This is a genomic window from Erythrobacter sp. S43 (assembly GCF_057364955.1).
Genome location: NZ_CP200285.1, coordinates 2,274,175 through 2,287,140 on the forward strand (window position 1 = coordinate 2,274,175; position 12,966 = coordinate 2,287,140).

Below are 12,966 nucleotides of genomic sequence, written 5' to 3' on the forward strand. Positions count from 1 at the left end.
AGGGATCCAATGAGTTTTCTTGATGGAATTTTGAAGCAGGTTGGCGGTTCGCCAGACACAATCGCGGATCTGGCTGAAAAAGTCGGTATCGACCCTTCGTTGGTCGAAAAAGGCTTGGCTGCCCTCGGCCAGTCGCACGACGAAGATGGCGACACGGTTGAACTTGCTGCAGAGAAAAGCGGCCTCGACACCGGTGCACTCGGCTCGATCATGGACAAGATCGGCGGCGAAGGCGCACTCGGCGATATGGTCGGCAAACTGGGCGGTACGGAAGGTGGCCTTGGCAACCTGACTTCGATGCTGGATCAGGACGGTGATGGAAACATCATGGATGACATCACCGGCATGGCAAAAGGCCTGTTCGGCAAGAAGTAATTCAGCCGCGGCATTCGCGCCGCGCGACAAGAAAAGGCGGCTGGCACAGGTTTCGTGTCAGCCGCCTTTTTCGTACCCGGATCTCGAACTGGGCTATTCGTCTTCGTTTTGATTGGCAGGCTTTGTCTGAACGCGCGGCCCGAGCAGTACAGACAGGTCGACCCGCTCTCCATCCGGCGTGTTGGCGAGCACCTCAATCAACTGTTTGGCACGATTCGAACGACTGCTGCTGTGCGGATCGGCGGCGAGCGGGGCGAGCGTTTGGCGGGCAAGGGCGAGTTTTCCTTCGCCAATCTGCATCACGGCAGTGTTGATACGGATCGTCTGATCAAATGGAGCGAGAACCGACGCCCTCTCCAACGCCGCTCGGGCATTTTCGTCAGGTGCGGCCCCGCGTTCCGTAAAGCTGCGATAATAGTAAATCAGCGGCAACGGATGATCGTTCTCCATGGCGTTAAGTGCCTCAAACGGGACCATCGCCATGGCATATGCCGCCTCGGCATCGTCTGCGGCGCGTGCCTTGCGAAACAATGCATATCCTTTCTGGACGTAAGCATTTTTCTGCCCCTTATCGATAGCAATCGCCTTGTCCGCTGCTGCGATGGCTTCGGCATCGTTGCCCGCATCATATTCGGCTTCTGCCAAAGCCGTCAGCACGCCGGGATCATTGGGAAACTTTGCTGCGATCTCGCGCGCTTCAGGGATTAGTTCTTTGGCTTGCTCTGGTGTAACGCCGCGGCGTGATTTCAAGATGACATCCATCATCTGTTCCAAGCCTTTGCTAAGCCGTGTGACCGTAACATCGCCAATTGGTAGACTTTCTGCTTGCAGTCTTATGGCCGGAATGCGCTTTTGCCGCTTGTAGCCCTTCAGCTCCTTTTCAAGCTGATCAAGGTCTCCAAAAGCCTCTTCTGCAGCCTCCAAGCTTGGCATACCCTGCATGAACTTTCGCGCATATTCTCGATACTGCGGCAGGCGAGCATCATTGAACATCAGGTAGTGATAAAGAAGCCAAGCTTGGCCATAAAACCCATCGCTGCGCACTCCACGTCCCGTGGCAATGCTATCGTAATCGAAGATCTGACGCAGCGACAATTGGCGCGCATAGTTTAGATCACCAACGCGGTGGTTTGCCGGTAAACCGATATCGAGCCCTCCATCCCTGGCGAACTTCACTGATGCAAAGAACTCCGCAGACCCCTCTGTGACCCAACGGGGCAAAGCAAAGGAACTTGAGGCGATAGTGAAATGGTGCGCATATTCATGCAGCAAGATGATCATCGAAAAGTCGGTGTCGCCGCTACGCACCTTTACATTTGGAACAAAAGCAACGGACCCTGCAGCACGCGGAATGTAAAAGCCGCCCACATTTGAACTCTTGTCTCCATACAGCTTGCGCAATGTCCGTCCGCTGCCCACTGCATAGACCGTCACTCGGTTGGATGGACTTGGTGCTGGAGGATTAAATCCCGTGATCCTCGTCATTGCGACATGATATCGCTCAAGCCGCACTGCGAATTCGCGGATGTCGCTTTCGCTGCTGTCCGAATAGATAACGAATCTCTCACTCTCCGCCTTGTGCCACGCGGCGCGGGCGGGGGAGGTGATCAGCGCGAGCGACATCGCCAACGCGAAAGCGGCAATCAGGCGTCGAAGTATCAATTGAGGCACCCCTTCTCCGGCATCTGCGACTGTGCCGGTAGTGACGGAGTGTATGGATTATCAGTGGCTTGGCAAGTGCGTGCCTAACCGCATTACTCGTCGAGGAAGTATTGCGATATCGCCGCCTGAACAGGGATTGGCGTACCCTCCGGCTTGTCCGCCAAAAAGCCGAGCAGTTGGCGCACTTGCTCTGACTTTGCCCCTCCATGCGGGTTGCTTGCGATTGGTTGAAGCGCCGCGCGTGCCTCATCGATCTGGCCGTCATTCATGTGTATCATGCCGGTCAGCAGCCATAGCTCCTGATCAAACGGGGCCAAGTCAGCGGCGCGGAAGAAGGCTGTCTTTGCCTCATCGTCAGGCGCGACGCCCCGCTCGGCCTTGGCGCGGTAGGTGTAGATCAGTGGCATGGTGTGGTCTGGCTCCAATGTGCCGAGCATGCGCATCGCGGTCATTGCCTCTTCATAGGCAGCATCGCGTGGGCCGGGCCCGCTGAAGGTGCGCGCTAGTCGGAAGCCAGAAATGCCCTTTTGCAGCAAGGCGTCCGTATTCTTCGCATTGATAGCCAGCGCCTTGTCAGCCGCAGCAATCGCGGCTGCGTTGTTGCCGGCTGCAAGTTCCGCCTTGGCCAGAAGGCTCCACACACGCCCGTCCTCGGCATGGCGCGCAGCAATGGCGCGCGTTGACTTGGCCATAGCCGCCGCATCTGCCGCCGATGCGCCCCGTTCGAGACGCTGCCTGATCTCCATGGTGTCCACTTCGCCTTTGGACAGCGTGCGCAGCGCGACCGGGCTGATTGCAATCCGCTCTGCTGGCACGTGGTGGCTCTTCACCTTGCGGTTGCGAAAGTGATAGTTGAGCTGGCGTTCCAAGACACCGAAATCACCAAACACCGCCTGCGCGGCCTCAAGAGAAGATTTGCCTTTTAGCACCTCGAGCCAATACTCTCGCAGTTGCCCTTGGCGTTCCTCATTCACGGTGAGGTAGTGGTACAACAGCCAGCTTCGGCCATAGAACGAGTTTTTGTCCTTGGTGTTGCGGCGGCTGAGACGCTCGTAATCCATATCAAGCAGCTCGCGCACCGAAGTCATCTCGTCCTCAATCCAGAAGATCGTAAAGCTGCGATTGAGCGCGGGGGTGCCAAGAAAGACCGATCCGTCTTCCTTGAAATAGGCTTTGGCCAAGAATTCGGCTGCCCCTTCATTCATCCAAAGCGGACGGGCGTAGCGGTCTGTCAGGCTGAGAAAGTGGTGCGCGTATTCGTGAAGCAGCACGACAGTGGAGACATCGGGATAACCGACCTTGTTTTTTACCCCCTGAACAAAAGCAACACTGCCTTCTGCTCGCGGCAGATAGAAGCCGGCAACACCGCGTGAACCTGCAAGGTTTCGGACCTTGTCATCGGAGCCGACAGCAAAAACCTTGATCCGGTTTGACGGGCTGGGTGGACTGACTTCACGCTGGGTGAAGTCTTCCATCGCGCTGTGATAACGCTCCAGATTTTCGGCATACAACCGCACCTCATCTTCATCACCCTGTGCATAGATGATGAAGTGTTCACTCGACGCTTCATACCAAGCGGCGCGCGCAGGGGCGCTGATGATTGCGAGCGAAAATGTAAGTGCAATGGCAGCAAGGATGCGACCCAGCATTGCAGTGATTATCCCTTCTCCGGCATCTGCGACTGTGCCGATTTGTGGGAATTATATGGCAATCCAGTCACTTGACCAGTGCCAAATCGCACAGCTCAATCGCGCTTCAGATCATCAAGGAATTGCCAGATTTGCGAGACGACGACCGAGCCTTCGCCTACGGCGCTGGCGACGCGTTTGACAGAACCGGCGCGCACATCGCCGACCGCGAATATCCCGTCCGTGCCGGTTTCGAACGGGCTGTCGCGGTTCACGGCCGAACCGGTCAGGACAAAGCCGCGTTCGTCGGTTTTGACCAAGCCGGAAAGCCAATCTGTGTTGGGTGCTGCGCCGATCATGATGAAGACCGCGCGCGTTTCCTGACGCCTTTCGCCCTCGGGCCCTTTGAGCGTGATGGCTTCGAGCGTTTTGTGCCCGTGCAGCTCTGTCATCGAGGTGTTGTAGTGAATGGTGATGCGCTGATCGGCCTCAAGGCGGCTGGAGAGGTAGCTCGACATGGATGCTGCGAGGCTGTCCGATCGAACCAGCAGATGCACGTGGGCGGATGTGCGTGAGAGGTACATCGCGGCCTGACCGGCCGAATTGCCACCGCCGATCACCACAACTTCAGTATTCTGACAAAAGCGCGCTTCCATCTCGGTTGCGGCGTAATAGATGCCTGCGCCTTCGAGCTGTTCAAGGCGGTCAATCGGTAGGCGGCGATACTGCACACCCGTGCTGACCAGAATGGCACGAGCGCAAACTTCATCACCGTCGTCGAGCGTTGCGCAAAATGTTCCGTCTTCGCGCCGCTCAAGCGCTTCGACACGGCGCGGCATCGCGAAGCTTGTGCCGAATTTCAGCGCCTGAATCTGCCCGCGATAGGTCAGATCGGTCCCACTGATCCCGGTCGGGAAACCCATATAGTTTTCAATCCGCGAGGATGTGCCCGCCTGACCGCCAATGGCCATATCTTCGACAACCAAAGCGTCGAGACCTTCGCTTCCGGCATAGACGGCAGCGGCGACACCCGCAGGCCCGCCACCCACGATTAAAAGGTCGAACACTCGCTGCGAACAGATATCGAGATCAAGATTGAGATACTGCGCGACCTTACGCGGGGTGGGGTCTTCCAGACGCTCGGTCTGACCCAGAATGACAGACGGTTGGTGTCCGGTCAGGTCGCAAATCTGGTTCGTCTCTTCATCGCGGGCATCCATGTCGTAACTCTCGAACGGGATGCGATTGCGGGAGAGAAAACGCTCGACGGATTGCACCGCCGGATCGAGGTCCGCGCCGATCACCTTCACGGCGCCATTCGAAAGCTCAAACTGCTTGCGGCGGCGTGCTGCGAACACCGAGATGATATGATCGGAGAGTTCCGGAACACGGCTCATCAAATCCAGCATCGCCGGGCGCGCGACCTCGATCACACGGGTCTCGACTGCGGTGCGCATTTTCAGAAAGATCGTGCCGCGGTTCAGGAAGCTAAGCTCTCCCATAAACTGTGTCGGGCCAAGCGTCGATTCCAGCAAGCGTTCATTGGTGTATGGGTTCACCACTTCGATTTCGCCATCGATCACATAGGTGAACGTGTCCATCGGATCGCCGATTTCGGCAAGCACAGTCCCTGCGGGATGGGTGACCTCGCGACCGATTTCGCGGATGGCAGCGACGTGATCGTCGCTGAGCGGTACCCGGCGCATCGTTTCCAGGTCTGCTCCAAACCGTTCCATCACTGCGCCTCCTGATTGCTCGCTGGCGCTTTAGATGGGGTCAGCCATTCGCTTTGGCAATATAACGGCTTACGGTCTTATCGACGACATCTAGCGGCGCGTTGCCGCCCAAGATGACAGCGGTGTTGAACGCTTTGAAATCATACTTGTCGCCAAGCTCCTTCTCGGCCCGCATACGCTGGCGTACGATTTCGCTGTGACCGATCTTGTACGAGCATGCTTGGCCCGGCCAGCTGCAATAGCGATCGACTTCGCTGGCAACCTCTTCGGCCTTTGACCCGTTGCGTTCCACGAAGAAATTGCGCGCTTTCTCGCGGCTCCAGCGTTTGTGGTGCAAGCCGGTATCGACCACCAAACGGCACGCGCGGAAGGCGAGCGATTGCAGGTAGCCAAGCCGTCCGACTTTGAAATCGTCGTAAGCGCCAAGCTCATCTGCCAATTGTTCGCCGTACAGCGCCCAACCTTCGGAGAATGCACCGAAGGCAAGGATCGAGCGAATAAGTGGCAAGCGGTTTGAGTACTCGCCCTCCCAGACATGGCCCGGAATGGCTTCGTGGAATGTAAGGTCCGGCAGATCATATTTGCGATGCAGATCGGTGGTGCGCAGGTTGATCCAGAAGCGACCCGGAATCTTCCCGTCCTTGCTGCCCGCGCCGCCATAGGCACCCGGCGCGCCTGCTTCCTCGTTGACGGGAATACGGCGCACTTCAAAAGCGGGATCGACCAGTTGGTTGAACGCGCGCGGCATCTGGCCTTTGATCCAGTTGTACTGCTCGTAAATGAAATCAAAGATCTCTTTGCGGCCCGGATCACCCTCGGCAAATTTGTAGCGCGGATCGTCAGACAGAGCCTGCATCCGCTCACCGACGGTCCCTTTGGTGTATCCGATTTCTTGCAGGATCGGGTCCATCCGCCCGTGCAGTTCGGCGAGTTCTTCGAGACCCTGTTCGTGGATTTCATCGGGGCTGAGCGAGGTGGTGGTCGATGCGCTGGTGGACCACGCATACCAGCGGTCACCTTCCGGCTGAGCCCACATGCCCGCATCCGATTTGGCAACCGCGCGCTGTGCTTTGATCTCGTCTAGCTGGCGCTGGAGTGCGGGCACAATCTTGTCTTTGGAAATGGCCATCGCTCGGCGAGCTGCGTCGCCCGAAGCGTCTTGGCCCGACGCGGCAAGTGGCGCGACATAGGCGCCGGTTGCACTGCCAGCATCGGCGATATTAGTTTCCAACTGTGCGATGGTTTTATCGAGCAGGAAATCCGGCGGGATCACGCCCAATCCACGCGCGCTCTTGATACCTTCCAGCTCCCCATCGAGCACATCGCTGACTTCGTTCAATCGGCCCAAATAGTATTCTACATCCTGCGCATCACGCACCGGCTGTGTCGCGCCAAAGAAACGCGGCATATCGATATACGCGCCGACATTCTGAATCACGAGATACGGCGCATTGCGCCAGCTGCCGACAGCCACATCGCCATAGGGCAGGTCCATTCCCTCGACCGCCTTGGAATATGCGCTTTCGACCACATCAAAACCGACCTGCTGGTCCGCAGTCAGTCCATCCTTGGGATACTCGCGTGCCTCATTGAGCAGGTATTGCAGCGTCGATTTGTACGCCTCGCGCCCTTCGCCGCCTGCCTTGCCGAAGGTGCCGCGCCAATCGGCATAGGCCTGCGTGTCGATGCCAAGACCCGTTGCACGGCCCGGCTCGTGATCGAGCATGGCGTAGGCGATTTCGTCCAGCTTTTGGTCAGGGCCAAGCGCGAGATCGGGCGCGGATGTTTCGACGGCGGAATCGTAGCCTGCCGCGCAGCCTGGAAGCAGCGCCAATGTGGAGACGCCGCCGATGCCAGCGAGCGCCTGACGGCGGGTGAATGTCTGGGCGGACGGTGTCTGTTTGTCTCTCATGAGCGTTGGCTTACCGTTGCCTGCGCGCGAGTCAATTGAGCCCGTGCCAGACATGGGCTATCCGGCGCGGGTTCGGGCAGCATGACGGAGTGACACGCCAATGGACATCGTTCTGGGAATTGTGATGCTGGCCGCATTCGCGCTGGTTGTCGGGGCAATCTTCTTCTGGCGACGCACTGGCGAGATCAAGCAGCCTGCATTGATGGTGGTGCTGGCGCTGGTGATGGTGGCCAATGTTCTGATCTGGACGCTGCCTGATGCAAGCGGCGATGCGCCGGTTGACCAAGTGGAAAACGTTGAATGACAAAAGGGGTGTGGCGGCTGGCGTTGGGGGGACAAGCGCCAACCGCCACGAAGCAATCCGGTGTTGAAGCTGCCTAGGCAAGCTTAATGGGGCAAACCTATCTAGGCAGTCGCCACGTGACCGAATTGCTATAGGTGCCTGCGACCTGAGCACCATTACTGTCGCGCGCCGGTGTGAAGCGCGCCCTTTTTTGAACAAGGCGACACGTCGCCTGATCGAGCGCATTGTGCCCGGTCGAGCTGGTGACTGTGCAGCCTGTGACCCGGCCACTCGCGCTGATCTGTAGGGTAAATCCGGCGGTTCCGGTCATTTCACGGCGAATCCAGTTCGTCCGGTAATCGCGGGTCGTGATCCAGGTGCCTGGATTGCCGCGTGGCTTGGCTGATATCGGATCGAACTTTGGCGGAGGCGGAGAAGGTGGTGTCACAGGACCTGCGCCTTCACCCATATTGTTGCCGATGCCGGGCGTGGGGCCGGGCGGCAGGGGCGGCGATGGCGGAAGCGGCGAATCTGGAATGACCGCCTTCTCGTTGAAATCAATCGGGTTGGTTGGAGCGACCACAACGCTTCTTGTTGGATCTGTCTTCTCCACCTTCGGTTTCGGAGGCGGCGGCGGGATCGGAATCGGAGGTGGGTCCGTTTTGATGAAGATTCCTTCCGGATTTTTGTCTGTTGTAACGGCGACGGTCACGGCAAGGCCGGTGACCAACAACGCGCCAAAGACGGCGGGTATGCCGATAGCGCCGAGTATTGCGGCGGGGTTAGGTCTTCGGGATTGAGCGACGTAGTTCATAGGGGCGTTCCTCTCTCCAGTTATGGGAGCGGCGCCTGATGAGCGTTCCAACAGGCATCGCTCATCCGTGATGATACAACGTCACTGTCATTTTTCAAAATTGTTTCGCGTTGCGCTTTGCGACCCGTTTTAATGCGAAACGGGTCATTGAAATGCAATATTATTACAATTCTGTCTTATTGTGTGAGAAGCTAGGCTCTGCGATCGAGGAGGCCCAGAATTCCGGTCGTTCCAATCGCGAACACGGCTGGGGAGCAGCCGCAAGCGCGACCGCGTGCCCGCAGGTGCTCGTAGCGCAGCGAAGAAATAGCACCGAGGATGCTCGCCCGGATGGGCGAGCATAACTCAGAGACTCACATCACTTGATCGGGCAATCCGGCGACAGGCGGAAGTCGAGATAGTTGTCGACGCTAGCCATCATGTCTTCCATTTCGTTTTCGAAGAAATGGTTGGCACGCGGAATCTCATCATGGTGGATCGTGATGTGCTTCTGCGTGCGCAGCTTGTCGACCAGCTTCTGGACCGCTCCCGGCTGAACCACCGTGTCCGCCGCGCCCTGCACAAAGATGCCTGAGGCAGGGCAGGGGGCAAGGAAGCTGAAATCGTACATATTCGCTGGCGGTGCGACGGAGATAAAGCCGCGCACTTCTGGGCGACGCATCAGCAACTGCATGCCGATCAGCGCGCCAAAGCTGTAGCCTGCGACCCAAGTGGTCTGTGCCTCGGGATGAATTGATTGCACCCAGTCCAGAGCGCTCGCTGCATCAGACAGCTCGCCAATGCCGTTATCGAATGAGCCTTGGCTGCGGCCGACACCACGAAAGTTGAAACGCAGAGTTGCAAAGCCGCGATCGGCAAAGGTCTTGTACAGCCGCTGCACGATCCGGTCGTTCATGGTGCCGCCGCCTTCAGGGTGCGGGTGCAAGATCATCGCCACGGGAGCGCGCGGGCGCGGCGGCGGAGAGAAACGACCTTCGAGGCGGCCTTCGGGGCCGGGAAAGATGACTGAGGGCATCGGTGTCCTTAAGAATCAGAAGAGTGGGCAAAGTGCCGGCTGGCCCCTGCGTGGATGCACTCTATATACGACTCGCACCACGAAGCGCAATTTTTTAAGAATCGTTCGCAATAAGGTTGTTTGTGACTGCCCGTATCTATCTCGATCATGCCGCGACATCGCCGCTTCGCCCCGAGGCGAAAGCCGCGATGGAGGAAGGCTTTGCGCTGTGGGCCAATCCTTCCTCTCCGCACGCCGAGGGACGCAAGGCTAAGCAGGCGCTTGAAGACGCGCGCGAGCGGATCAAGCGAACGCTGAAGTGGGATGGCGAGGTGATCTTCACCAGCGGCGCGAGCGAGGCGCTGTGGATTGCATTGAACCGAGCCAAGTCGAAACGCCGGATTGTAAGCGCGGTGGAGCATGATGCCGTGTTTCGCGCTGCGCCGGATGCGGAAGTCGTTACCGATGACGCCAGCTTTGATGCCCAAACCTTGTTGGCGGTTCAGCACGTGAATTCCGAAACTGGCACCATCAATCCGGTTGGACAAATGGCGCAAACCATGGCCGAAGCGGGGACTGTAACGCTCTCCGATTGTGCCCAGAGCGCAGCTAAGCTTGAGCTTCCGGCTGCTGATATGCTGGTTATTTCAGCCCACAAGTTTGGTGGACCGATCGGAATCGGTGCACTGCTGGTCCGCGATTTCAACTTGCTGGAACCGATGGGCGGCCATGAGCGCGGTTACCGTCAAGGGACCGAAAACCTGTCGGGGGCGATGGCAATGGCCGCTGCTCTGGAGACCGAGGGTTGGGCAACAACGACGGACCAACGCAAGAAATTCGCCAAGGCGGTTGCCGGTGATCGCCTTAGCATCGGGGAGCAGGTCGATTACATCTTCGCGCTCACTCACCCCACCATGTCCGCCCAAGCTCTTCTCATCCGCCTCGACGCAATGGGTTTCGCGGTCTCGGCGGGCAGCGCTTGCTCCTCCGGCACACTAAAAAAGAGCCGCGTGCTTGATGCGTTTGGTGTGCCCGATGATGTTGCGGCACGAACCATCCGCGTGAGCCTTGGCTGGAGCACCACTGCGGACGAATTGCAGGCATTTGCGGAGGCTTGGAAGTCACTCACATGATCTATCTCGATAACCAGGCCACCACCCCGCTGGCGCCCGAGGCGCGCGATGCGATGCTTCGCTGGCTCGACGGGCCTGATGGTGCCGGCTTCGCCAATCCGCATTCCCCGCATAAGATGGGTAGGCAAGCGGCGGCTGCGGTAGAGGCCGCACGCGATAAGGTTGCGGCGCTGCTCCCGCCGGGTGGCAAAGTGATCTTCACGGGCAATGCCTGCGAAGCGCTCAATCTCGCCATTCGTGGCACGTCGGGTGACGGAGCAGTGGCGATTTCTGCCATCGAACATGCGGCGGTATACGACACGGCGAAAGATGCGGGGCCGCATGAGATATTGAGCGTGGATGCGGATGGCCTCTGCGATCCCGCGCAAAACCTGCCTCAAGACGCGCGGATGATCGCGGTGATGCAGGTCAACAACGAGATCGGAACGGTGCAACCCATCATCGATTGGCATCGCCGTGCCAAGGAGATGGGCGCGTTGATGCTCGTCGATGCGGTGCAGTCCTTTGGAAAGATACCCGTTGCCAATGCCGACCTGATCGCGGTGAGCGCGCACAAGATTTATGGGCCAAAGGGCATCGGCGCACTGTGGGTGCGCGACGGGATCGAGATTGCCCCCCAGATCACCGGCGGGCTTCAGGAAGGCGTGCGCTCCGGCACGCTTAGCACTGCCCTATGTGCCGGGTTCGGAGCCGCAGCGGCGGTCGCGAAAGAGAGGATGGAGGCGGACAATACCCATGCGCGTCAGCTATGGGATCGTGCTCTCGACTTGTTCGATGGTTGGCACATCAACGGCAGTCAGGACGCGCGCAACCATGCCAATCTCAGCATTCGCAAAGATGGCCTTGATGTCGCCCGGTTGATGTCCGAATGCCGCAATGTGATGTTTTCCGCTGGAAGCGCCTGCGCCAGTGGATCGGGCAAGCCCAGCCATGTGCTCAAAGCCATAGGCCTTTCCGATGCCGAGGCGAAGAGTACTATCCGGCTGGGATGGGGCCGTTATACGACCATGGAAGAGCTTGAAGAAGCGGCCAAGGTGATCAACATGGCTGCCAAAGAGCAGGCAGAATGGACGTGATATGGGGGGCATAAGAGTCACCTTCATCGATCCGCGTGGCAATCCCGTGGTTGCCGAGGGCGAGGCTGGCGACAATTTGCTGCGTGTTGGGCAGGGCGCCGGACTTCCGCTTGAGGGGACCTGCGAAGGACAGATGGCTTGTTCAACCTGCCACGTGATTGTCGCCGCCGAGTGGTTCGACAAGCTGGCCGAAGCAAGCGAGGAAGAGGAAGACATGCTCGACTTCGCCGCCGGAGCCCGCCGTACCTCGCGGCTCTCATGCCAGATCGACCTGACCGAAGACATGGACGGCCTGACCGTCACTGTGCCTGGTGAGAGCGCAGACGCCAGAAGAATGTAGGCAAAAAATGGCCGGCTGCTTGACCCCCGTCAGCAACCGGCCACCTTCCGCGTGAGGCATCAGCGAGATTACGCCTCTGCGGGTTCGGTTTGGGCCTTGCGCACGGCTTTGCGGGATGCCCAGATGATTCCGCCGACGGGTAGTGCGACCGATCCGATCAGGATCAGCAAGGCGACCAAGTACCCGAAGATTGTGCCCAGCGATCCGACCGCTCCGGCAACCGGGGCAAGGAAATCGCTGCTGACAGGCGTTCCGGTTTCATAGCGCACCGTGACCCGCGAATAGGCTACGCGGCCTTCCATTTCTTTGAGCCAGCTTTTCGCCTGGTCGATCTCTTCATTGACCCGCGCAACGCTGCGCTCGGCCTCGACCAGCTCGGCCACGGTGCCTTTGCGGGTTTTGAGCACGTCCATCAGTCGGTCGCGCAGTTGCGTGCGGGCCTCCAGACGCGCCTCGGTGTCCACCATCTGTTTGGACAGTTCATCCGAGGTGATCTCGGCAGAAACCTGCTCTGCGCCCGCATCTTCGGATTCGTCTTCGAGCAAAGCGCCAAAGGCGCGTGCCTGATTGCTGTCCACAGCCATTTGCAGTGTGCCGCGCACTTCGTCGGCCTCCTCGCCGCTCTTGTTCATGGCAAGGATTTGGCAGCTGGTTGGCCCGGCCTGTTCGCACAATGATGCGTGGCGGCGTTGCAGCGGGCCGATCTCGGCGGCGGGCATGCGCCACTGATAATCATAGGTGTAGGCGAGTTTTGGCATAGTGATCGGGATGTCGCCCAATTGTGGCACCGCAGAGCCGTCAGCATCCGCCACGGCTTCGGCCTCTTCAGCGGCCTCCATCGGCATGGCATTGCCCGCTTCGGTGTCGGCCATGGCCTCTTCGTAGTCAGCGCTTTCGCTGCATGCCGCCAGCGCCAGAGCCGCGGTTCCCACCAGTATCATCGACTTACGCATATTCTCTCTCCTTGGGTTCCATTCCCGTCATCCCAGGAGCGAACTGCGACTCGCTGCCTT

The 12,966-nt window shown here is 58.9% G+C and carries 12 protein-coding genes; 5 read left to right on the forward strand and 7 right to left on the reverse strand.

All coding sequences use genetic code 11. The annotated features are described in order from the left end of the window. Positions 1 to 9: 9 nt before the first annotated feature. Positions 10 to 375 carry a hypothetical protein gene (locus AC0V6K_RS11115; protein WP_472622217.1) on the forward strand — a complete coding sequence of 122 codons (366 nt, stop codon included), beginning with the start codon at positions 10 to 12 and terminating at the stop codon, positions 373 to 375. Positions 376 to 468: 93 nt separating this feature from the next. On the opposite strand, the gene AC0V6K_RS11120 is transcribed toward AC0V6K_RS11115, so the two are convergent. The 4 genes from AC0V6K_RS11120 to AC0V6K_RS11135 all read right to left on the reverse strand — a co-directional run bounded on the left by AC0V6K_RS11120 (position 469) and on the right by AC0V6K_RS11135 (position 7,313). Further along, entirely contained in the window at positions 469 to 2,046 is a 1,578-nt protein-coding gene (locus AC0V6K_RS11120; protein WP_472622219.1) for a hypothetical protein, read from the reverse strand. An 83-nt stretch (positions 2,047 to 2,129) separates the two neighbouring features. Then, the gene (locus tag AC0V6K_RS11125; RefSeq protein ID WP_472622221.1) at positions 2,130 to 3,686 is read right to left on the reverse strand and encodes a tetratricopeptide repeat protein; all 1,557 of its coding nucleotides are present in this window, start codon (positions 3,684 to 3,686) and stop codon (positions 2,130 to 2,132) included. 95 nt (positions 3,687 to 3,781) lie between these two features. Continuing rightward, positions 3,782 to 5,401 carry an FAD-dependent oxidoreductase gene (locus AC0V6K_RS11130; RefSeq protein WP_472622223.1) on the reverse strand — a complete coding sequence of 540 codons (1,620 nt, stop codon included), beginning with the start codon at positions 5,399 to 5,401 and terminating at the stop codon, positions 3,782 to 3,784. Positions 5,402 to 5,441: 40 nt separating this feature from the next. Beyond that, a complete protein-coding gene (locus AC0V6K_RS11135) occupies positions 5,442 to 7,313 on the reverse strand; it encodes a DUF885 domain-containing protein (RefSeq protein ID WP_472622225.1) in 1,872 nt (623 codons plus the stop codon). 100 nt (positions 7,314 to 7,413) lie between these two features. Between AC0V6K_RS11135 and AC0V6K_RS11140 the strand changes: the two genes are divergently transcribed. Then, positions 7,414 to 7,617, forward strand: coding sequence for a hypothetical protein (locus AC0V6K_RS11140; RefSeq protein ID WP_472622227.1), 204 nt, complete (start codon positions 7,414 to 7,416; stop codon positions 7,615 to 7,617). Positions 7,618 to 7,714: 97 nt separating this feature from the next. Here AC0V6K_RS11140 and AC0V6K_RS11145 read toward each other — a convergent pair whose 3' ends face one another. Both AC0V6K_RS11145 and AC0V6K_RS11150 read right to left on the reverse strand, forming a co-directional pair. Beyond that, complete coding sequence (locus tag AC0V6K_RS11145) at positions 7,715 to 8,410, reverse strand: energy transducer TonB (RefSeq protein ID WP_472622229.1); 696 nt, start codon at positions 8,408 to 8,410, stop codon at positions 7,715 to 7,717. Between the two features lie 358 nt (positions 8,411 to 8,768). Further along, positions 8,769 to 9,425 carry an alpha/beta hydrolase gene (locus AC0V6K_RS11150; RefSeq protein ID WP_472622231.1) on the reverse strand — a complete coding sequence of 219 codons (657 nt, stop codon included), beginning with the start codon at positions 9,423 to 9,425 and terminating at the stop codon, positions 8,769 to 8,771. A gap of 122 nt (positions 9,426 to 9,547) precedes the next feature. Between AC0V6K_RS11150 and AC0V6K_RS11155 the strand changes: the two genes are divergently transcribed. From AC0V6K_RS11155 to AC0V6K_RS11165, 3 genes are read left to right on the forward strand one after another with little or no spacing between them, the layout of a single operon-like run. After that, a complete protein-coding gene (locus tag AC0V6K_RS11155; protein WP_486172637.1) occupies positions 9,548 to 10,537 on the forward strand; it encodes a cysteine desulfurase family protein in 990 nt (329 codons plus the stop codon). Then, the gene (locus AC0V6K_RS11160; RefSeq protein ID WP_472626125.1) at positions 10,534 to 11,613 is read left to right on the forward strand and encodes a cysteine desulfurase family protein; all 1,080 of its coding nucleotides are present in this window, start codon (positions 10,534 to 10,536) and stop codon (positions 11,611 to 11,613) included. The genes AC0V6K_RS11155 and AC0V6K_RS11160 overlap by 4 nt, the downstream gene beginning before the upstream one ends. A gap of 1 nt (position 11,614) precedes the next feature. Continuing rightward, positions 11,615 to 11,953, forward strand: a complete 339-nt coding sequence (locus tag AC0V6K_RS11165) for a 2Fe-2S iron-sulfur cluster-binding protein (RefSeq protein ID WP_472622233.1) — start codon at positions 11,615 to 11,617, stop codon at positions 11,951 to 11,953. 68 nt (positions 11,954 to 12,021) lie between these two features. Here AC0V6K_RS11165 and AC0V6K_RS11170 read toward each other — a convergent pair whose 3' ends face one another. Beyond that, on the reverse strand, positions 12,022 to 12,906 hold the full coding sequence (locus AC0V6K_RS11170) for a DUF4349 domain-containing protein (RefSeq protein ID WP_472622235.1): 885 nt from the start codon (positions 12,904 to 12,906) through the stop codon (positions 12,022 to 12,024). Positions 12,907 to 12,966: the final 60 nt, after the last annotated feature.